The following is a 20299-nucleotide window of genomic DNA, read 5'->3' as shown; positions in this document are numbered from 1 at the left end:
GAGCTTGTGTAAGCTGTAATCGAAACAGGCTAATCAAAGCCACTTAAGTGTCACTTGAGTGGCTTTTTATTACCCGTGTTATTTTGCTGAGTCACTTGTCTTAAATACAAGGCATAAAAAAACCTACCGCAAGCGGTAGGTTTTTATTAGCGAATATCCGAAAGGATATTAGAAGTCGTAACGTACACCTACAGAGAATACGTTGTCGTCTTGTAAGTCAACTTTGTTACCCGCTACGACATGATCACCACGGTACATTGCGTATTGGCCATATACCATAGTTGATTTAGATAAACGGTAGTCTGCACCAACGTTGAAGTTTTGCACGCTGATATCAGTACCAGTTGCGCCACCTTTGTTTACGTTTTTGTAGTAGTTACCGAAACCAGCTTCGTCTGAACCGTATTCAGCTTTCAGGTTAACACCGTTTAAGGTGTAAACTACGTTCACGAAGTAAGTGTTACCGTCAACAGAGCTGTCAGTTACGCTTTCAGAGTTTTGGAATAAACCACCAACTTTGAAATCACCAAATTTAACTTGAGCTACACCACGGTATGCGTCAACACCAGCAATACCTTTGTTGTAAGCAACTGCTACATAGTAGTTTTGCTCTTTAAACTTGCTATCACCCAGAGTCGCGCTCAGAGCGTATAAGCTTTCGTTAGTTTTAGCAGTAGTGTCATTATCGTCGAACAGGTAAGTTGCGTTTAATGTCACTAAGTCAGCGATTTTTGGAGAGTAGTACCAAACACCATCAGCGCTACGAGTTTGAGCACTTACTAAACGGTCGATATCCGCGTTGGTGTTACCAAATACGTCAACCGCGCCTTCAGCTTGTTTGAATACAGTGTCGTTACGACCCACTAACACAGTACCTGCGTTAGTTTTTAAACCTAAGTAAGTGTTACGAGCTTTGAAAACATCACCAGTGCCAGAAGTGTTTTCAACTTGGAATTCCATTTGATAAACAACATCATAGCCATCAGCGATCTTTTCAGAACCTTTAACACCTAATAGAGAGAAGTTGTTTTCTAAATAGGTACCAGCGTTGTTCTCATCGGCATAGTTTGCGTCTAAGCCGTTAGTACCAGATTGTAGAGTTGCACCTGTCTCAGTATTGGTTACTGCAAGCTCTAAACGACCGTAGAAGCTTGGGCCTTCGGCTAGCGCGCCGAATGAAGCCAGTGCCAGTACTGATGCAACTGATGCAGAGATGAATGTCTTTTTCATGTTTTGTGCTCCCTCGAACCTAAGTTCTTTTCCATTTTTCATGGTTTTTGTGTGGTTTAACACATTTGTTACTGGAATCGGTAACAAAGTTGCCGCCGATTTTTACAGTTTTACGACTTACAGGCTGTGTTGCAGATCATGTTTTTGGCTCTCCTTGTCCGTATTCGGGGTTTTTTAGGATATTTCCCTATATCTCAACCGCAAATCGGCGTGAAAGTGGTAAAACGGTATTTTTCACTTACTACTAAAGAGGTAGGTAAAGCGCCAAGGCTTAAGTGAGTCGGCGACGCTAACTGTAGCATATACTAATGTTGTCGCAAGTTTGTCATAAATGGGGAGAGAGAGTGCTATTTAGTATGAGGTACAATAAAAAAGCGGCCAAAGCCGCTTTTTTATCAAATATCATCACTTTTGAATTAGGATAATACTATTAGAAATCAATACGTAAACCTACAGTAAACACATTGTCATCTAAGTCTTGTTTTGTACCTGCTAGCATAAGGTCGCCGTCGAAGCGAGTGTAGTGACCATAGACCATAGTCTTAGTACTGAGTCGGTAATCTGCGCCTACACTGAGCTGTTGCAGGTCAACATCGCTGACTTGCTCAAGGTTGCCACTGTCTTGGCTGCCGACAAAACGGCTGACATATTTACCTAAACCTGAGTCATCTTTGCCGTAAACCAACTTAAACTTCACATCGCCCATCAGGTAAGCAGCATTGACAAAGTAGGTTTCACCAGAGAGGTTGGAGAATCTGTCATCAATATGCTCGCTGTGCTGATAAATGGCACCAAAGAGGAAATCCCCAAATTTTGCTTGAGCCACACCACGGTAGGCTTCGATATTTTCGATACCGTCGTTATAGGCGGCTGCCACATAGTAATTGTGGGTCTTGAAGGTTTTGTCGCCTAAGGTGGCGCTTAAGGCATACATTTGATCTTGGCTGTAAACTTCGTTGCCTTGGCTATCGCGTTGATCATAGTTATCACTCATCAAATAAGTGGCGTTGAAGGTGATAAGATCGGCGATCTTTGGAGAATAATAGGAAATACCATCTGCGGAGCGCGTTTGGCCCGCTAGTAACAGGTCTATATCGGCGTTGGTATTGCCGAACAAATCAAAACCGCCTTCAGAGGCTTTAAATACTGTATCGTTACGACCGGCTAACACTGTGCCGGCGACGCTTCTCACACCGAGGAAGGTATTACGTGCATTGAAGGTTTTATTCGAGTTATCAAAGTTTTCTACGCCAAATTCCATTTGATAGATGATATCAAAGTAAGGGCTTACGCTTTCAGAGCCTTTGACACCCACCCAAGAAAAGTTGTTTTCGAGTACTGTGCCCTCTTTCTGATTTTGAGCGGCATAGCCTTTTTCTGAGTCAGTGATACTCAGGTCGACATGGCCATAAAATTCTGGGCCATCGGCTAGCGAGTTGAATGAGCAAAATGCGAGACTCGCGGTAATCGCTGTAGTGAGCAGATTCTTTTTCATCTTCATTTTCCTGTGCTTATATCATTATTTTTATGCAGCGATAGCAAAGTGTATCCACTGCGGTTGGAGGCGCTTTGATGCAGCGCAGTGTGGCAGGTGAATGAATTTAAAATGTGATCAAGATCGCTTTGTGCTGAAATGGTACTGTTTTCAACATCATGTTTTACAAGGTGAAAACGCATTTTTAATCTGATTTTACCTAATGTATGGATAGGTGATTCAGGAAAGTGTTAATTACCACATTTGCAGTACTTTTGTATCTGAGTGCAACTGGGCACGCCTTAGCCGAGATAGATTTCGGTTTTTCGCCCAAATCGTATAAAATCCTCGGCGCATTTTTATTGCGTTACGCTGCTGTAGATTGTCTTTCACATCCTCTAAGGGCGGCCATTGTTAGTTAGATATAAGGTAAGTATTGATGACTGAAGCCTATCAGAATCGCTTTGGTGGCATTGGCCGCTTGTACGGGCAAAAAGCGCTGGCTAAATTTGCCGCCTCCCATGTGGTGGTGATTGGCATTGGCGGCGTTGGCACATGGGCGGCTGAAGCGTTGGCGCGCAGTGGTATTGGCCAAATTACTCTAATTGATTTGGATGATATCTGCGTAACCAATACGAACCGTCAAATTCATGCACTGACATCGACGATTGGCGAGTCTAAAGTGGCTGTGATGGCGCAGCGGATCCGTGCGATCAATCCTGATTGCCAAGTGAATGAAGTGGAAGACTTTATTACGGTCGATAACCTCGGTGAGTATTTGCTCGGGGCAAAGGCTGGGGGCAATATTGATTATGTGGTTGATTGTATTGATGCCGTTAAACAAAAGGCGGCACTGATTGCTTGGTGTAAACGTCAAAAAATTAAGATAGTGACGGTTGGCGGTGCGGGTGGTCAAACCGATCCTACGCAAATTCAGCTCACCGATCTGGCTAAAACCTACCAAGATCCTTTACTGGCCAAAGTGCGTAATATTCTGCGCCGTGAATATAACTTCTCTAAAAATGTGCAGCGCCGTTTTGCCGTTGATGCGGTGTTTTCCAGCGAGCAATTAGTTTACCCCCAGGCCGATGGTTCCGTGTGTAGCAGCAAGGCTAGCGCAGATGGTTCGATGCGTATGGACTGTGCCTCAGGCTTTGGCGCCGTCACTATGGTAACAGGCACCTTTGGCTTTGTAGCGGCTAGTCGCGTACTCGCTAGGCTCGCCCAAATTGCAAATGAATCAGTTGCAAATGAACCAGCTTCGAGTGAATAAGCGGTAATCGATAAGAAGTCTCAAGGTTAAAAACTAAATCCACAGCCAATGCTGTGGATTTTTGTTTAGTGGCGCCAGTGTTTGCTTTATTCGCCTTCCACTGGCTCCACTGGCTCCACTTGCCATCAAGCTCGTATCAAACACTCCATCAAATCGTAAAGTCATGGTGTGTGGTGAGTTTGGGCGAATCGCATTGGGTGAGGGGAATGCGGATATTAAATTGTGCGCCGCCCAGTTGTGAGTCTGCTTGATAGTTCATGGTGCCCTTTAGCAACGTGGCGGCATTGAAGGCGGCGGATAAGCCTAAGCCTGTGCCACCTTTACTCCTGCTGGTGGTAAAGAAGGGCTCAAACATATGCTCTGCCACCTCGGTTGGAATGGCAATCCCATTGTTTTCAATGCTGATATTCACGTAGTCTTGCTCTAGCTTGGCCGTAATTTGGATCAGATTATCTTCTCTATCCTGAAAGGCATGGGTGAAGGCATTAGAGAGAATATTACTGACGATTTGATTGAGCAGGCTGACATTGGTCTGGATGTTGAGCGCAGAATTAACCTGTAGCTGAGTTTGGGCTTTCACCTTGGGATACATAATTAAGGTCGATTCTAAAATCTCCTTAAGCTGACGTTGCAGATTGATGCATTGATGTTCTTCGTGGCTACGGTCGATGGCGATCGTTTTAAATTTTTGGATCAGGCTACTGGCCTTACTGATATTACGAACTATCAACTCACAGCTTTCTTGGTACTCATCTAAAATGGCGTTGATTTCATCTAGAGTGGCATGCTCGCTATGTATAAGCTCGATAAGCTCTTCGATATGACTCAGTTGGGTACTGGCCGCCGTCAAACAAATGCCGATCGGTGTATTGATCTCATGGGCCACTCCCGAGACTAAACCGCCCAATGCCGCCATTTTTTCCTGCTCAACCAATACTTGCTGCGCCCGTTTCAGCGCCGTTAATGATTGCTCTAATTCTTGTGTTCTTTCTTTGACTTGCCTTGCGAGTTCTTCCTTATAACTGCGCTCGAGCGTCAGTAAGCGTTCTCTATCCTCTAAGGCGGTTTGCAATTCGGTTTTAGAGCGTTTTAAGGCTTCGAATGAGCCGCGCAGTTGCGACTGCATATTGTTGATGGCATCGGCAACTTGGGTAAATTCATCGACTTTTTGCTTGCGATCGAAGGCTAATGGTTCGACATCGGTATCGAGATCGATGCGTTTGCAGTAATTACTGAGTTTGTCTAAGTGTTTAGTAATGTTGTACCAGACTAAAAACAGAATAAATCCAGCGACTAAGAAGGTTTTTATCGCATTAGAGAGCAAGATCAGAATGGCTTTATCGTAGAGGCGTTGGTAAATGGCATCCATATCCACTTGAACCTCTAAAGTGCCGACATTAATGCTGTCAGTTGGCGACTTATACACCAGAGGAAATACTTTATTGAGGGTATGGGTTGGCTTCTCATTGCCGGCGTTCCACGATTGGCCGCTATCATCTTTTATCGAAATATAATTAATATCAGGTAGTTGGATTAAACCATTCAACTGAGTATTAATCAGTCTTTCATCGATAACCCAAATGCTGGCGGCGAGTACATCGAGATTGGCTTTTTCAATATTGGAGAATACGCGATCAATACGAGTCACATCGCCGCGATAGTCGTTAATCAGCTGATAGGCCGTTGTCACTAAGGTGATGAGGGAGCTAAAGAGAATAATAGACAAGGTGAGATGCCTGCCTATCGGGCTTTTAATAAATTGGCTAAAGAAAGTCGGCATCTTAAATTATCTATAGCTAATAGCGAGTTGGATGCTTATAAGCATAGACTCAAGCATCCAGATTGTGCATTTTATCCCCATGAAATATCCCGCAATTTTGACTGATACACTGGCATCAAACTTGCTTGATGCCGTCTAAGTTCAATTTTTTGTCGCTGGGATAAGACTATGATTAAATTCAAACTGGATTCAGTGAAATTGTTTAGCCCTAAAAAGATGATGTTTCGAGTCATGCTGTGGCTAATGGTAAGCTGCGCTGTGTTATTGGCGATCCCATCCAATGTGCTTGCCATGCTGGCGTTGGATAAGTTTGTCCCCGAGCATGCCCATTTTGTTGGCCTAGGGCTGATTATCTCTATTGCTTATTTTTTAACGCAATTATTGAACCTTGGCTTAGATGAGTCGATTCGTCACTTGAGTGATAAACGAATGATCGAAACGATTGAGGCTAAGGTCAATCTGATGGACCGTGCCGAGCGCGCTTTATTACGGGAGTTCTTTTTACAGGGCGCCACCATTTTGACATTGCCACAAAATGAACCCGCAGTAAAAAGCTTACTCAATGCCTGCATCCTCGAATGTTTAGGTAATGAGCGCCATTATGCGATCCAAGGCCCTACGGCGGATTATAAAATTTCGATGAAGGCACGCATGTATCTTAATCGTGGCGTGCTGCGTTTACCCGCAGGTGAACCGAGCCAGGAAGAAATGCAGCACTTGATTAAAGCGCGCCCGCAGTTTTTAAATGGGGTAGTGCAAAGCCGTAAACACGCTGCTTAATGCAGGTTGTGTGCTAAAGCAGAAATCACAGGCACAAAAAATGGGGGTTAGATTAACCCCCATAACAACGTGCAATTTTTACAATGAACAGAATAACAATTTGGAAGCAAAAACTACGATTGTTGCGCGGACTTCACAATGAACATCCAAGTGATATAAGAAATTATCCCTATAGTGCTAAAGATAACGATCATTGAGAGTAAACCAATTGGGTTACCGAACATTAAATCTAACCAAAATGCCATGATTGAAATCCTCTTTCCTGTGAAGTCCCCTCTACACTAGCGTCCTTAATGTTTCTAAATACTGATCCTGATCAATAAAAATCCGACATCTTAAAACAAAGTTGTAACTACAAGTTAACTATGTGATGTGGTTCAAATTTAGGCTTGAATGAAATAGCACTTATCTCTATTGTCTTGCCTTTGTTTCTTGTCTCGTTAAGAACTAGTCTTAAGAGTGCCTGTCACGAAATGATATTGAGATCTGAACTTTACCTAACGAGTTGTTGATTGAGTCGACTGCATTTTGGAAGGAGCCAAAAATGGCCAATGTTACAGCTAAGAATGGCACCATGGGCTACGGTATTATCTTTGCGCCTATGGTCTTACTCTTATATCCCCTCTATTGTTTAGTCACTAGTGCGCATTGGGTGGCGACGCTCTGTTTAATTGCTCTTGCCGTGATTCTCTTTTTAAACATTAACAAATTAATCCGTAACTTAAGGCACTTAGAACGCGCAGCTCATCATTTGGGTGATGGGGATTTAAGTTATCAGCTCGATGAGAAAGATGCGGGTGTGTTTATCACGGTAGTTCACAGTATCAACCGCATGGGCGAGGATGTTAGTCGCACGATTCTCTCCCTCGTCGATACCAGCGAATGGATGAAGAAAGTCGCGACCGATATCAAAGCGATCAGTGAGCAGGCAAAACAGGGCGTGCTCGAGCAGGAACGTCAAACCGAACTGGCAGCAACGGCCATGACGCAGATGGTCTCCACAGTACAAGAAGTGTCACAAAATGCCGCCAGTACGGCACGAGCGGCCGATATTGCCCAAGGTTCGGCGAAACATGGTGATGAGCTAATTGGCACTATCGTAAATAAAATCAACGATATGAAATCGCAAATTCACCAAACTAAAGGCGTTATTGAGCACCTTGCCGACGATACCAATAGCATCAGCAGTATTATTGAAACCATCTCCCAAGTGGCGGAGCAAACAAATCTATTGGCGCTCAATGCGGCGATTGAGAGTGCGCGTGCCGGTGAACATGGTCGCGGCTTTGCGGTGGTTGCCGATGAAGTGCGTAACTTAGCTAAACGCACCTCAGAGGCTACCGCCGAAATTCAGCAGCAGATCACAACCTTGCAAAAGGGCGCGCAGCAGAGCGTAGAAGTGATGCTTAAGAATGTCACTATTGCCGACGAAACCGCCCTGATGGTGGAGCAAGCTCATCAAGCCCTTGGTGACATAGTGACTCAGGTTGAAAGCATTACCGATATGTCCCATCAAATTGCTACGGCATCCGAAGAGCAACATGCGGTTGCCGAGGAAATTAACAAAAATATCAGTGTGATGGCCGATCTAGCATTAAAAAATGCACGCCATACCAACCACACCAACTTATCCAGCCTTAAGGTGTATAACATGTCGCAGGAAATTGGCTCCCTGCTGCATCGATTCCATGTGGATGCCAAGTTGTTTAATTCCAGCCAAGCACAAAGCAAACAGTTTGTGAAATGGGGACCAGAGCTTGATATCGGCATGCCAGAGATTAACCGTCAGCACCAACGCTTAGTATCATTAATCAATGAATTACACCGGACGTTAAGTGAGGCATACGGGCTTGAGGCGATTAAGCGCATCGTCCAAGGGCTGGTGGATTACACTGCGAATCACTTCTCCTATGAAGAAGAATTGTTTGCCCGTTTTGGCTATCCTCAAACCGTGGCCCATAAGGAAAAGCATGCCCAGTTGGTTGGTCAAGTGCTTGATTTTCAAAAGCGGGTAGCTAGAGGTGAAGATGTCGCGGATGAACTTATGGCATTTTTAAAAGCATGGCTCGTCAATCATATTCAAAAGAGCGATAAGGAATATACCCAATTTTTACTCGCCCATGGGGCCGAATAACCGGCCTTGGTTTATCAGAGTTGGATTTTTGAGCGGTTAAAACTAATTTGCCACCCAGCCTTTGAAAAGGGCTTGCCATTGTCAAAGGCAAAGGTATAATTCCCAGCACTTAGAGCCAGCTAGTTGTTTTTGTTAGCTCTAATTATTGATAATGCCAGAGTGGTGAAATCGGTAGACACAGCGGATTCAAAATCCGCCGCCCTTAAAAGCGTGACGGTTCGAGTCCGTCCTCTGGTACCATCCCTTATACAAAGGGACTAAACCGACATAGAGTCGGTTTTTTGTATCTAAAATCCAGCATTGTTAGATACTTACCGCTTTAAATCCCGCTTTTTGTTGGTACGTTTATTTCCCTAAATATCACCACTCTGCACATACCTATCTAGGTTAGATCTTTAATCGTCGTGGTTTTCCCATTCTCCATCACCGACTTGATCCCATTGTCTCTCGCTGCGGTACTCGAATACATTTGGCTAGTGCCAATGATCTGATGGTTCGCGGCTTTTAGATTGAAGTACGGCTTATCGTTTTTCGCCACTTCTTTAGCATATCGGGTTTCGATAGGGGAGTTGGTTTGAACGGATTCGATACCATTCATGGCACCACTCTTACCCGTGTAGAGTTCGCTGGTGAGGATGACTTCTCCGTTACCAGCCTTAAGAACAAACTTAAATTGATCGTTACTGCTTTTGCTTAATTCATACCATCCTGACATGGAATTGCTCCTTCTTCTTTAAGGCATTGCATAGCGCAAGCGAGGAAACCATTTCCTGCTCGAGCCCCAGTTTAGTCGATATTCACAGATTTGATATGACAGCTTTCATACTTTAAATGCATGGAAAATGCTCATTTATTTGAACCGGTATATGAAGATTTACCTTATCTCTCTGTTTTTCAAATAGAGTGGTTTGTTCATTGACCGATATTCAACAAGCCTATAGTTTTGATTATTTGCGTCAGTGAGATTCGGCAATATCCATCTGCGTCATAGTTACGCCTTTTATTTGGGCATAGATAGCTTTTCCTGGAGCGAGTTGTAACTCGTCACAAGCCCATGGAGTGATGTTGGCCCACAGTTCGTCTTTACCTAGGGCAATTTTAAGTTGAATTTGCTCGCCATTATCGCTGGGGTAGAGCTCTTTTATTTTTCCTCTTAGTAAGTTACGAATACTCGAACCTTTAGGTTCCTCAGTGCAAACCGAAACATGGTTCGCTTGAATGCGCACCTTTAACTGCTTATGGGTGGGGGGCAATTGGCCGCTGACCCAGAGCTGATTGCCATCATCCATCAACAGTCTAGTCATTGGATAATCAGGATGTCTGTCGGCGATTCTGGCGCTCAGCAGTGAACTTAATTCCTGCAATGGCACCCAGGGGCGCATTTGTTCACTATTCCATACCTGTGTTAGTGGTCCTTGGGCGATCATTTTTCCTTGATGCAACACCAGCATATGGTCGGCGAGTTGCAGGATTTCATCCAAGCTGTGGCTGACATAGACGATCGGCAGCTTCAATTCCTGCGCTAGGGTTTGTAGATAAGGCAGTAATTCGCGTTTTCGAGGTAAATCGAGGGAGGCTAAGGGCTCATCCATTAACAACATTTGCGGTGAGGTGAGCAGGGCACGGCCAATAGCGACCCGTTGTTTTTCACCGCCAGAGAGTGTGCTGGGATAGCGGCTCAAGAGTTTTTCTATGCCCAGCAGTGAGACCACTTTGTCAAACAATTCAGGTGCTTTATGGCGCATCCCATAGGTGAGATTACCCTTCACACTGTAATGGGGAAATAATCTCGCTTCTTGAAATACATAGCCAATCTGGCGTTTTTCAGGGGGCAGATTTACGGTTTTATGTTTAAACAACTGCGTATCGCCAAGGCTAATTTCGCCGTTATCTGGAGTGGTTAATCCGCCGAGTAAATTCACTAAGGAGGTTTTGCCCGCTCCCGAGCGGCCAAATACGGCGGTGACGCCCTGTAACGGTAACTGGGTGTTCACCTTGAGTTTCAGTTGGCCGAGCTGTTTTTCAATATTAATGTTTAACATACACTTGCCGTTCTTTTGAGGGCCTTTTTTGTGAGCCATTGGGAGGCGAGTAAGGAGGCCAGCGCTATCACTATCGAGATGATACATAGGCGCATCGCCTGATATTCCGCCCCAGGTGTTTCGATAAAGGAATACATGGCCAGCGGAATGGTGCGAGTTTCGCCGGGAATATTGGAGACGAAGGTGATGGTTGAGCCAAATTCCCCAAGGCTGCGGGCAAAGGCGATGATCATTCCCGACACTATGCCGGGTGAGGTGAGCGGCAGGGTGATGGTCAAAAATACCCGCCAGCGACTGCTTCCCAAGGTGCGCGCCGCCTGTTCGAGGCGAATATCGACGGTTTCGAAGGATTGGCGTATGGCTCTGACCATCAAAGGAAAGGAGACCACTGCGGCGGCGAGTGCCGCGCCGCGCCAGCTAAAGCTAAAACTAACGCCAAACCAGTTATAGAGCCACTGCCCGATTACGCCCTGGCGCCCCATGCTGATGAGTAGTAGGTAACCCACCACCACGGGCGGTAACACCAATGGGAGATGCAGGAGACTGTCGAAAATGGCTTTACCGGGAAACTCAACGCGTGCGAGCAACCAAGCGCATAAAATGCCTAAGGGTAAGCTGGCCAGCACGGCAACCGCTGAGACTTTGAGGCTCAGCAGCAGCGCGGCGGTTTCGTATTCGCTGAGGAGTGGCCCGTCAAACAGCGAACCACTCAAGAGAACATCACTCAGCACTAGTTCACTCCAAAGCCATATTTTTCAAATACTGCTGTTGCACTTGAGCTTTGAAGGTATTGATTAAAGTCTTTCGCGCTGGCGGTGGATTCCTGTTTCGTTAAAGCGCTGGGATATTCAATCGGGCTATAGCTGGTCGCGGGGAAGGTCGCCACAATTTTAATCTTTTGCGCTACTTTGGCATCGGTCGAATACACGATACCGAGCGGGGCTTCGCCCTGTTCTACCAACGCTAAAGCGGCGCGCACATTGTTTGCTCTCGCCAGTAGTGGCTCGGCAGTTTTCCAAAGATTCAGGTTTTCAAGTGCTTGCTTGGCGTATTGTCCGGCTGGGACATGGTCAGGATCGCCCACCGCTAAACGGCTGCCATTGACCGCGGCCTTAATATCCCAATCGCTGTTTAGGGTGACTTGATCTACTGGGCTATTCTTCTCGGCAATCAGCACTAAGGTATTTTTTAATAGGGTGATACGGCTATCGGTATTCACCGCCTTGGCATCGACGAGGTAATCCATCCATTTTTGGTTGGCGGAGATAAACAGATCGGCAGGCGCGCCATTGGCAATTTGTTTTGCGAGTGTTGAGGAGGAGGCATAGGAGAAAATCACTTTCGTTTGATGTTCTTTCTCATATTGCTGGCCAATCTCATTAAGCGCATTCGTGAGGGATGCGGCAGCAAAAACAGTCACTTGCTCTTTTTCTGCGGCAAAGCTGACGCTGCAACTGAGGGCTAAGCCAACGGCTGAGGCTGTGGTAAAGCGTAAAAAGTGTTTGAGCGAGCTCATGGTGTTCCTCCGTGATAAAAAGTGATCGTTATATACCAATCTATATATCGATCATTCAAGCCCCGATGTGTAAATTAGTGATCTCTGCTAGATTTATCTGCGAAAACAGCAATGCCTTGGTGGATATTTCCGACTGTGCGTATTGGTATCTCAAGATTGATCGGGGACAATAACATTCACTTAAGCTAGGGCGAGCAGGAACATGGACTTACACGCACTACTGACACTGTCATTGGGGGACAAACCCTTCGCCAATCCGCGGCGGATAGCTTTGCTGCGCCAAGTAGCCAATACTGGGTCTATCAGCCAGGGCGCTAAGTTGGCGGGGATTAGCTATAAGGCCGCGTGGGATGCAATAAACGAGATGAACACCACGATGCCTGAGCCTGTCGTCAGCAGCGAAAAGGGCGGTAAGGGCGGTGGCGGCGCTAAACTCACCGAGTTTGGTGAGCGTTTACTTAAGGTGTATTCCATCACCTCGCAGGTGCAGGAAATGGCGCTGTCGGCGCTGCTGGATGATTCGGTCGATATGCACAGTTTGTTAGATGTGATGGCGCATTTCTCCCTTAAAACCAGCGCCCGCAACCAGTTAACTGCTCGCATCCACAGCATTGAGCCGCTCGGCTTGAATGACAGCCTGAAGGTGACGTTGGCGGGAGGGCAGCAGATCCAAATCTCAGTGACTCATGCCAGTTTTGAGCGTCTGCAGTTAGCGCTTAATCAATCGATTCTATTGTTGTTTAAGGCGCCAGCCGTGACGGCCAGTCGTGATGCTTGCCTGAGCGTGGGGCAAAATTGCGTCAGTGGGCACTTACTGAGTGTGACTGAACTGGCCGATAAGGCTGAATTAGCCATAGAAATTGGCGCTAAAGATATTATCTATTCGGTGATGCCATTGTCCGATATTCAAACGCTCAAAGTAGGCGAACCCTGTTTTGCCTGTTTTGATGCCACACAAGTGATTGTTGCCAGTATGAATTAAGGCATTAAGCTAAGATGCTAGGCATCCCGTGGTAGGCCTTTTTGAATGACCCGAACCAGTCGCTCAGTTTTACGGTTATTGGCTGGTGAGCCGCCCGGATGTTGCCGCGCTAGAGCCCAATCAATATGTTCTTTCACCATATCATCGACATCCACCTGGGCTTTACGTTGTTCGAGGGCGGTGATGATTTGCGGCGAACTCGGCGCATTGCCTAGGGCGACGGCGATATTGCGTAGCCAGCGCTGATGACCAATACGGCGAATGGCGCTGCCTTCGGTCTGTTTGAGAAACTCGGTTTCGCTCCAGGCAAATAAGGTAAGCAGTTCTGGCTGCTTGAGCTTAGGCCGAATGTGGAAGTCACTCTCCTGAGTCAACGGTGCCTCGCGATTGACCGGGCACACCAACTGACAATCATCACAACCGTAAATGCGATTGCCCATCAAAGGGCGGAATTCTTCTGGAATAGCGCCCTGCAATTCGATTGTCAGATAAGAAATACAGCGCCGAGCATCCACAGTATAAGGCTCGACGATAGCGCCTGTTGGGCAGGAGGTGATGCAGGCTACGCAGGTGTTACAGTCTTCTTGGATAGGAATGTCTACGGGTAAAGGCAGGTTGATCAGTAATTCCCCGAGGAAGAACCAACTGCCCGCATCGTGATTAAGGATAAGTGAGTGCTTACCTGTCCAGCCTATGCCAGCTTTTTCGGCGAGTGGACGTTCCAGCACTGGGGCCGAATCGACAAAGGGTCTAAAGTCGGCAGCATCGAACCCGAGAGAGACAAGCTCGCTACTAATTTGATCCCCCAGTTTTTTTAAGCGAGCACGGATGAGTTTGTGGTAATCCCTACCACCCGCGTAACGCGAGATATAGCCCATATTTGGCGAGGCTAAGTTAGTGGCAAAACCCGCCTCTGGCGGTAGATAATCCATCCGTGCTGAAATCACTCGAACTGTGCCTGGGTGCAATTCGTGGGGGCGAGCGCGCATCATGCCATGGGTCGCCATGTAGCCCATTTCCCCGTGATATCCTTTATCCAGCCAAGCCTGTAATTTGAGTTCTTCCGCAGTTAAGTCGGTGTCGCAGATCCCTATTTGGGCAAAACCGAGCGCCTTTCCCCAAGTCTTGATTTGCAGAGCAAGGCGGCCAAGGGTGGCTGCGTCGGGAATATTGGCGGGAGAGGTTATTGTGGTCGACATGGAAACGGTATTGGGCTTAACAGGATGGCGCTATGATAGCAGTTTTAAGCCGCCGCGGACGAGTTTAGTGTTTAGGGGATTTTAGCCAAACAGCAATTGTTACTTTCTTCGGTGTGTAAATTAGATCTATGATGAGTAGTAACTTTCCCCTTCGGTCTTGTCTATGTTGCTGACCCTTTGCAAACACGGTTATCGCCTATTGTTGTGCATATGCTTAGGCTATGCAGGCATTAGCTTAGCTGCAACAGATGTGGCAACAGAAGCTACAACCAAGACGGTGCGGTTAGTGACAGAGGCTTGGCCTCCCATGAGCTTCGAGCAAGATGGCGTGCCAACCGGCTTTGGTGTTGAACTGGTTAATCAATTGCAGACGCGTATCGGGCAGCAGGAAAAAATTGAAGTCTTACCTTGGGCGCGGGCTTACTCTATTGCTCATTCGTCGCCGAACGTGTTGTTGTTTGCCACTTCTATCAGCGATGAGCGGGAAAGCCATTTCGATTTTATCGGCCCCATTGCCACCAGTAAAATTACTCTTTATGCCAGAGCTGATGATCCGATTAGTATCAATCAGTTATCCGAAGTTAATAACGCTGGGATCGTAGGCGTGTATCGTGAGTCAGTCGGCGCGCAATTACTGCAACAGCAAGGTATCGATGCTCTCTTAGTGGCGAGTTTTCCGCAGCAATCGGCTAAACAGTTGTTGTTTTCTCGGGTGCGGTTCTGGTGTCAAGCCGATTTGGCGGTCAAGCATATATTGCAAGATATTGGCGCGAAGGAGTCGGATATCAAGCCTGTGTATGTGCTCTCCGAAATCCATCTTTATCTGGCATTCTCAAAAGGAACGTCTTCCGACACGGTGCAACGTTGGCAAGCTGAGCTAGAAAAGCTCAAAGAGTCGGGAGATTTTGCGCGGCTCTATCAAAAATGGTTTGGCGCCTTACCGCCACCTCTTCAACATCAAATCTTTTGGCATCGCAATACCTAAGTTAGCTCGTGGCTTTTGCGGCTTTGACGCAGTTTCTACCAGCATTTTTAGCGTCGTAGAGCGCGTTATCGGCTCGCTTAAGTAAACGGGCAAAGCTCTCATCCTGTGGCTTGGATTCAGGGCTTAAGGTGGCGACCCCGGCGCTCACGGTCAGCTTTAACTCTACGGGTAAATTAATGGCGCCATAACGGGTGATTAAGGTTTGCAACTCCTGGGCGAGTTCCCACACGCGTTCGGCGTTGGTATTGGGTAATAAAATTAAAAACTCTTCGCCACCGATACGGCCAATCAAGTTGCGGTCAGCAGTTAATGCTTGGCTGGCTTGGGCTATGGTTAATAGTGCTTGGTCGCCAATTTTATGGCCGAAATTATCGTTAATCTTTTTAAAATGATCCGCATCGAAGATGATTACCGAGAATGGAGTTTGTTGCTTTAATGCCTGTTGAAAATATTGTTCCGCCTTGGCATAGATGTGCCGACGATTGGGCAATTGGGTCAGATAATCGGTTAGGGCTATGGTCTGTAGGTGACGATTGCGGTGCACTTGTTTGTAGGCAAAGAGTGACACTATGGCCAAAATGCAGCCCGTGAGTAGTAGGATGATAAGTTGCAGCGACTTATTTTTCTCGAGCAGTGCTAACTCTTGTTCCTTTAATTTTTGGTTATCGAGTAAGCGTTTGTTTTCTGACTCAATCCAACTGGTATCAAATTTTACTTTTAACTCAGTGGTTTGATGCGCAAACGAATTGTCTTCCACCTTTCGAGTTAAGGCGACAAACTGCTGTAAAGTTTGGTAGGCAGACGGCAAATCATTCATCGCCGCATAGACTTCGCTCTTGAGTTGCAACAGCTGAACTAAGCCGCGATCATTCTGCATGGCGCGAAACGCATTTTCAGCGTCGGCGAGTTCGCTTAACGCCTCTTGATAGCGACCTTGTTGATAACGAATTTTGCCCATAAACAACTTCATAAAGCTGTAGGCTGCGGGTTCGTTCGCCGTGATCTCTAACTCGGCTTCTTTTAGATATTTTTCGGCCTCATCTAAACGATTTAGCTGGATCAAGCTGTAGGCAATGTTAGTGGCGTTGACCGCGGCGGCATTGTTGAGTCGATGCTTTTTAAAATACTGATAGCTAAAACGAAAGTTTTCAATGGCCTGTTCGTGCTCGCCCATTTCATCTAAGGCAATCCCTATATCGGAGGTGACATTAGCGACTTGCTCCTCGTTCCCTTTCTTTAGATATAGCTCTTTGAGTTTGTTGTAATACTTGATTGCACTCTCGGGATCACCATAGCGCCTAAAGCTGGTGGCAATGTCGGTTAGATTGATGTTTGCCCAGCCAGTTAAATTTAAGGATTCGTACAGCCCTTGTGCGGTGACTAAATCGTCTAAGGCGGCGGAAAAGTCACCAATATAGGAGTAGAGTGCGCCACGTAAGCTGCGGGCATCGGCGATAAGCTTGATATCTTCATGTTCGTATGCAGTTTTAATGCTGCGAGAATACCCTTCCATAGCGCCATTAATATCTCCACTTAATTGTAGAAACCAGGAGTGGCATAGGGTTAGATCGGTGGCAAAATGGACTGAGGCTGTGCTGGGAATGCTATTGAGCGCTTCTTGTGCTTTGTCTCGGGCGAGAAGGATTTCAGCTTCTGTCTCGGCTGGTTGATTCCAGCATTTGAGCATTTTTAACTTTTCGATGTGTTCTACATCATCACTGGCAATCAGTTTATCCAGTAGCGCGATATTTTGCTCTACCGACTCGCGAGCCATAACCTCACCACTTTCAAATAATTTGAATATTTGATCGATCTGTGGCTTTTCTTCTGCAACGGCAAGGCTTAGCGGCACTAACAGCAGCATCAGAAACAGAGATAAATTACGCTGAGTGTGTGGCAAGGGAAAGGTTTCCTGTTCGCACTGAAACAGATAGCTAATCATTATCTTAGCATAAACTTTTTACGTCTTGTTTACATGTAAAGTTTGCATTTTTTGCATTCATTCCGCTATCAAGGTATAAACGTCGCCTTGGATCTCACCGAATAAGGAAACCCTTTGAAAAAATTACTCTGTGCCGCACTGTTGCTGTTTACGGGAGCGAGTTGGGCAAACTCGGATGATATCGAAACCTCGGGCGATGTAGTGCATTTACTCCTGCCTGCGACGGCTTTGGGCGCGACCCTATTCTATGAAGAGGGGAATGAAGGCTCGTGGCAATTACTTAAAGCAGCAGTCTCGAGCAGGGTCATCGTCGAAGGGCTCAAACTGGGTGTCAGTAAGGATAGACCCGATGGCAGTGGTGATGATTCTTTTCCGTCAGGACACACGTCGGACAGCTTTATGGCGGCGACATTTATTCAGCAGCGTTATGGCTGGCAATATGGCCTGCCCGCATACCTTGCTGCGACTTATGTGGGCTATACCCGAGTCGAGAGCGATAAGCACTATTTAGAAGATGTCCTTGCAGGCGCTGCCATTGGCGCACTGGCGGGTTGGTATTTTACTGAGCCCTATAAAGGGATCACAGTGACACCTTTGGCCCACAATGGGGTTTATGGTTTATATATTAGCGGCCAATTTTAAGCCGTTTAAGTTAAGAGAGAAATTATGGCTGAAGTATCAGTTGAGTATCGTGAAACCGCCGAGCGGATTTCCCACAATGTTGCCAATAAAGTGTTGCCTATGGCAAAAATGCCTGAGAGCCTATTAGAGGCTTATAAAGGTCTATGCGCCGAGTTGTTACTCGATCGCGAAGACAAATTTGCCGCGGCTTGGGAGGCATTGCCTGCCAGCGCCCGTAACTTGATGCCACAGGCTGAGTTCCACGGTTTCTATATTGCCAATGCGTGGTTACAACTTAGCCGTGTTGCCCAGGAGATTTCTGAGCAGGCCGATACCGATGAAGCCATCAACGAGAAGGAATACAACGGTATTTTCGGTCGCTTAGCCGATGAATCACTGAAAGAATGTGTACGAAAATTAAAGAAAGCGCGTACCGACCGTTCTATGCTCAACAGCTTTAAACAGGTGATGGCGCCTTAAGCTGTGAGTTTGACCCAATAAAAAGCCCGTCGATTGACGGGCTTTTTATTGGAATAATGTCTGAAATTAGAACGAAGTACGCTTATAACGGCGGTACTCTGGCTTCCAGAAATTATCTTCGATAGATTGCATCAGTAGCTCATCACTCGCAGGTAAGGATAAGCCTTGCTCAATCGCCACTTTACCGACGGCGAAGGCAATATGCTTACTCACTGAGTGAATATCTTCCAGTTTTGGCAGGAGCGGCCCTGAGCCATTAATGGCTAACGGTGAGCATTCGGCGAGCGCGCGGCTCGATGCCATTAACATCGCATCGGAGACATGGCGAGCACCCGAGGCGAGTACACCTAAACCAATACCTGGGAAGATAAAGCTGTTGTTACATTGTGCGATTTCATAGGTCTCGCCATCAACAACCACAGGTTCAAACGGACTACCCGTTGCCACTAAGGCTTGGCCAGACGTCCAGTGCAGAATATCTTTTGGCGTCGCTTCAACACGGCTGGTGGGGTTCGACAGTGGGAAGATAATTGGGCGTTCGCAGTGGCTATGCATTGCACGCACAATTTCTTCGGTAAATAGACCCGGTGCGCCCGAAACGCCAATCAGTACCGTTGGCTTAGCGTTGTTCACCACATCGAGCAGTGAAATATTGTCGCTGAAGTTATTCCAGTTGCTGATTTCGGCACATTTTTGAGCCAATTTTTGTTGGAATGGCAACAGGTTAGGCATGTTGTCGAGCAGCAGGCCCCAACGGTCAACCATGCAGACTTGGCTGCGAGCTTGCTCGTCGCTGATCCCTTCTGACACCATTTGCGCAACGATGGCTTCGGCAATACCGCAGCCAGCGCTACCGGCACCTAGGAAGGCGATGCGTTGTTTGTTCAGCTCAGTGCCCGCGGCTTTACAGGCGGCGAGTAACGAGCCCACAGTCACGGCGGCGGTGCCTTGAATGTCATCGTTAAAGCAGCAGTAACGATCCTTATAACGCTCAAGGATTGGCATCGCATTCTTTTGGGCAAAATCTTCGAATTGGATCAGTGTATCTGGCCAACGTACATGCACGGCTTGCATAAAGGCTTCGATAAACTCGGCATACTCTTCGCCGCCAATACGTGGGTGGCGCCAACCCATGTACATAGGATCTTCCAGCAATTGTGGATTATCGGTACCTACGTCTAAGGTAATGGGTAGTGTGTATGCGGGGCTGATCCCACCACAGCTAGTGTACAGTGACAATTTACCAATCGGGATCCCCATGCCGCCAATACCTTGGTCGCCTAAGCCTAAGATGCGCTCACCGTCGGTCACAACGATGATTTTTACTTTTTGGCGAGTCGAGTTATTGAGGATGTCGTCGATTCTGTCCTTATTCGGGTAGGAGATGAACAGACCACGGTTACGGCGATAGTTTTTCGAGAAGCGCTCACAGGCCAAACCTACCGTCGGGGTGTAGATAATTGGCATCATTTCGCTGATGTGGTTTTGCACTAAACGATAAAACAGGGTTTCGTTGGTGTCTTGAATGTTGCGCAGATAGATGTGCTTATCGAGATCGTTATTGAAACTTCTGAACTGATCGTAGGCGCGTGAAGCCTGTTCTTCAATGGTTTCAATGGCGTAGGGTACTAAGCCTTCGAGGTTAAAGAAAATACGCTCTTCTTCCGAAAATGCACTGCCCTTGTTAATTAAGGGTGCTTCAAGAATGGCAGGTCCTGCAAACGGAAGATAGAGGGGGCGTTTATTATCGTCCATGGGTAACCTTTGAGTTATTGTTTAATGGTTCGGTACGTGCTTGAGACGTGCTGTAAGTCACGTAAGGTTATCATGAAATGTGATCTTTGTTGCCTGTATCGTGCGC

Annotated in this window: 18 protein-coding genes and 1 tRNA gene; 8 read left to right on the top strand and 11 right to left on the bottom strand. The window is 46.7% G+C overall.

Annotated elements, in window-relative coordinates; all coding sequences use genetic code 11:
• Positions 1 to 168: 168 nt before the first annotated feature.
• Positions 169 to 1230, bottom strand: a complete 1062-nt coding sequence (locus B5P39_RS07915) for a porin (RefSeq protein ID WP_088211074.1) — start codon at positions 1228 to 1230, stop codon at positions 169 to 171.
• Between the two features lie 430 nt (positions 1231 to 1660).
• On the bottom strand, positions 1661 to 2725 hold the full coding sequence (locus B5P39_RS07910; protein WP_088211073.1) for a porin: 1065 nt from the start codon (positions 2723 to 2725) through the stop codon (positions 1661 to 1663).
• Between the two features lie 418 nt (positions 2726 to 3143).
• Between B5P39_RS07910 and tcdA the strand changes: the two genes are divergently transcribed.
• Complete coding sequence (gene tcdA / locus B5P39_RS07905) at positions 3144 to 3977, top strand: tRNA cyclic N6-threonylcarbamoyladenosine(37) synthase TcdA (RefSeq protein WP_088211072.1); 834 nt, start codon at positions 3144 to 3146, stop codon at positions 3975 to 3977.
• Positions 3978 to 4125: 148 nt separating this feature from the next.
• On the opposite strand, the gene B5P39_RS07900 is transcribed toward tcdA, so the two are convergent.
• Positions 4126 to 5757, bottom strand: coding sequence for a sensor histidine kinase (locus B5P39_RS07900; RefSeq protein WP_088211071.1), 1632 nt, complete (start codon positions 5755 to 5757; stop codon positions 4126 to 4128).
• Positions 5758 to 5925: 168 nt separating this feature from the next.
• Here B5P39_RS07900 and B5P39_RS07895 point away from each other — a divergent pair, with 168 nt between their 5' ends.
• Positions 5926 to 6537: a superinfection exclusion B family protein gene (locus tag B5P39_RS07895; RefSeq protein WP_088211070.1), complete on the top strand. Its 612-nt coding sequence runs from the start codon at positions 5926 to 5928 to the stop codon at positions 6535 to 6537.
• Positions 6538 to 6650: 113 nt separating this feature from the next.
• Here the strand turns inward: B5P39_RS07895 and B5P39_RS07890 are convergent, their stop codons facing one another.
• Complete coding sequence (locus tag B5P39_RS07890) at positions 6651 to 6782, bottom strand: DUF3149 domain-containing protein (RefSeq protein WP_011715898.1); 132 nt, start codon at positions 6780 to 6782, stop codon at positions 6651 to 6653.
• Between the two features lie 299 nt (positions 6783 to 7081).
• Between B5P39_RS07890 and B5P39_RS07885 the strand changes: the two genes are divergently transcribed.
• Together B5P39_RS07885 and B5P39_RS07880 are read left to right on the top strand one after the other, a co-directional pair.
• Positions 7082 to 8671 (top strand): bacteriohemerythrin, encoded by a 1590-nt coding sequence (locus B5P39_RS07885; protein WP_088211069.1) that lies wholly within the window; start codon positions 7082 to 7084, stop codon positions 8669 to 8671.
• 153 nt (positions 8672 to 8824) lie between these two features.
• Positions 8825 to 8911: transfer RNA gene (locus B5P39_RS07880), tRNA-Leu, on the top strand.
• Positions 8912 to 9053: 142 nt separating this feature from the next.
• Here the strand turns inward: B5P39_RS07880 and B5P39_RS07875 are convergent.
• From B5P39_RS07875 to modA, 4 genes are all read right to left on the bottom strand, one after another.
• Positions 9054 to 9386: a YegP family protein gene (locus tag B5P39_RS07875; RefSeq protein ID WP_088211068.1), complete on the bottom strand. Its 333-nt coding sequence runs from the start codon at positions 9384 to 9386 to the stop codon at positions 9054 to 9056.
• Positions 9387 to 9627: 241 nt separating this feature from the next.
• The gene (gene modC, locus B5P39_RS07870) at positions 9628 to 10713 is read right to left on the bottom strand and encodes a molybdenum ABC transporter ATP-binding protein ModC (RefSeq protein ID WP_088211067.1); all 1086 of its coding nucleotides are present in this window, start codon (positions 10711 to 10713) and stop codon (positions 9628 to 9630) included.
• Complete coding sequence (gene modB, locus B5P39_RS07865; RefSeq protein ID WP_088211066.1) at positions 10707 to 11444, bottom strand: molybdate ABC transporter permease subunit; 738 nt, start codon at positions 11442 to 11444, stop codon at positions 10707 to 10709. Before modB ends, modC begins: the two co-directional genes overlap by 7 nt.
• Positions 11444 to 12229 carry a molybdate ABC transporter substrate-binding protein gene (gene modA, locus B5P39_RS07860; protein ID WP_088211065.1) on the bottom strand — a complete coding sequence of 262 codons (786 nt, stop codon included), beginning with the start codon at positions 12227 to 12229 and terminating at the stop codon, positions 11444 to 11446. Before modA ends, modB begins: the two co-directional genes overlap by 1 nt.
• 202 nt (positions 12230 to 12431) lie before the next feature.
• Here modA and B5P39_RS07855 point away from each other — a divergent pair, with 202 nt between their 5' ends.
• Complete coding sequence (locus B5P39_RS07855) at positions 12432 to 13211, top strand: TOBE domain-containing protein (RefSeq protein WP_088211064.1); 780 nt, start codon at positions 12432 to 12434, stop codon at positions 13209 to 13211.
• 17 nt (positions 13212 to 13228) lie between these two features.
• Here the strand turns inward: B5P39_RS07855 and queG are convergent, their stop codons facing one another.
• Complete coding sequence (gene queG / locus B5P39_RS07850) at positions 13229 to 14410, bottom strand: tRNA epoxyqueuosine(34) reductase QueG (protein ID WP_088211063.1); 1182 nt, start codon at positions 14408 to 14410, stop codon at positions 13229 to 13231.
• Between the two features lie 163 nt (positions 14411 to 14573).
• On the opposite strand from queG, the gene B5P39_RS07845 reads away from it, so the two are divergent.
• Positions 14574 to 15395 (top strand): substrate-binding periplasmic protein, encoded by an 822-nt coding sequence (locus B5P39_RS07845; protein WP_088211062.1) that lies wholly within the window; start codon positions 14574 to 14576, stop codon positions 15393 to 15395.
• A 1-nt stretch (position 15396) separates the two neighbouring features.
• On the opposite strand, the gene B5P39_RS07840 is transcribed toward B5P39_RS07845, so the two are convergent.
• Positions 15397 to 17337, bottom strand: coding sequence for a GGDEF domain-containing protein (locus tag B5P39_RS07840; RefSeq protein ID WP_088211061.1), 1941 nt, complete (start codon positions 17335 to 17337; stop codon positions 15397 to 15399).
• A gap of 114 nt (positions 17338 to 17451) precedes the next feature.
• On the opposite strand from B5P39_RS07840, the gene B5P39_RS07835 reads away from it, so the two are divergent.
• Positions 17452 to 17979 (top strand): phosphatase PAP2 family protein, encoded by a 528-nt coding sequence (locus B5P39_RS07835; RefSeq protein ID WP_011623932.1) that lies wholly within the window; start codon positions 17452 to 17454, stop codon positions 17977 to 17979.
• Between the two features lie 24 nt (positions 17980 to 18003).
• Positions 18004 to 18438, top strand: coding sequence for a DUF3069 domain-containing protein (locus B5P39_RS07830; RefSeq protein WP_088211060.1), 435 nt, complete (start codon positions 18004 to 18006; stop codon positions 18436 to 18438).
• A gap of 66 nt (positions 18439 to 18504) precedes the next feature.
• Here B5P39_RS07830 and B5P39_RS07825 read toward each other — a convergent pair whose 3' ends face one another.
• The gene (locus B5P39_RS07825) at positions 18505 to 20193 is read right to left on the bottom strand and encodes an NAD-dependent malic enzyme (RefSeq protein WP_088211059.1); all 1689 of its coding nucleotides are present in this window, start codon (positions 20191 to 20193) and stop codon (positions 18505 to 18507) included.
• Positions 20194 to 20299: the final 106 nt, after the last annotated feature.

It is taken from the genome of Shewanella sp. Shew256 (assembly GCF_002196695.1).
GTDB classification, from domain to species: domain Bacteria; phylum Pseudomonadota; class Gammaproteobacteria; order Enterobacterales; family Shewanellaceae; genus Shewanella; species Shewanella mangrovisoli.
This window is presented reverse-complemented; position numbering and strand designations above follow the sequence as displayed.

Bases quoted from the DNA above. Each gene is read 5' to 3' on its own strand.
- B5P39_RS07915 (WP_088211074.1), bottom strand. From the start codon at position 1,230: ATGAAAAAGACATTCATCTCTGCATCAGTTGCATCAGTACTGGCACTG.
- B5P39_RS07910 (WP_088211073.1), bottom strand. From the start codon at position 2,725: ATGAAAAAGAATCTGCTCACTACAGCGATTACCGCGAGTCTCGCATTT.
- tcdA (WP_088211072.1), top strand. From the start codon at position 3,144: ATGACTGAAGCCTATCAGAATCGCTTTGGTGGCATTGGCCGCTTGTAC.
- B5P39_RS07900 (WP_088211071.1), bottom strand. From the start codon at position 5,757: ATGCCGACTTTCTTTAGCCAATTTATTAAAAGCCCGATAGGCAGGCAT.
- B5P39_RS07895 (WP_088211070.1), top strand. From the start codon at position 5,926: ATGATTAAATTCAAACTGGATTCAGTGAAATTGTTTAGCCCTAAAAAG.
- B5P39_RS07890 (WP_011715898.1), bottom strand. From the start codon at position 6,782: ATGGCATTTTGGTTAGATTTAATGTTCGGTAACCCAATTGGTTTACTC.
- B5P39_RS07885 (WP_088211069.1), top strand. From the start codon at position 7,082: ATGGCCAATGTTACAGCTAAGAATGGCACCATGGGCTACGGTATTATC.
- B5P39_RS07875 (WP_088211068.1), bottom strand. From the start codon at position 9,386: ATGTCAGGATGGTATGAATTAAGCAAAAGCAGTAACGATCAATTTAAG.
- modC (WP_088211067.1), bottom strand. From the start codon at position 10,713: ATGTTAAACATTAATATTGAAAAACAGCTCGGCCAACTGAAACTCAAG.
- modA (WP_088211065.1), bottom strand. From the start codon at position 12,229: ATGAGCTCGCTCAAACACTTTTTACGCTTTACCACAGCCTCAGCCGTT.
- B5P39_RS07855 (WP_088211064.1), top strand. From the start codon at position 12,432: ATGGACTTACACGCACTACTGACACTGTCATTGGGGGACAAACCCTTC.
- queG (WP_088211063.1), bottom strand. From the start codon at position 14,410: ATGTCGACCACAATAACCTCTCCCGCCAATATTCCCGACGCAGCCACC.
- B5P39_RS07845 (WP_088211062.1), top strand. From the start codon at position 14,574: ATGTTGCTGACCCTTTGCAAACACGGTTATCGCCTATTGTTGTGCATA.
- B5P39_RS07840 (WP_088211061.1), bottom strand. From the start codon at position 17,337: ATGATTAGCTATCTGTTTCAGTGCGAACAGGAAACCTTTCCCTTGCCA.
- B5P39_RS07830 (WP_088211060.1), top strand. From the start codon at position 18,004: ATGGCTGAAGTATCAGTTGAGTATCGTGAAACCGCCGAGCGGATTTCC.
- B5P39_RS07825 (WP_088211059.1), bottom strand. From the start codon at position 20,193: ATGGACGATAATAAACGCCCCCTCTATCTTCCGTTTGCAGGACCTGCC.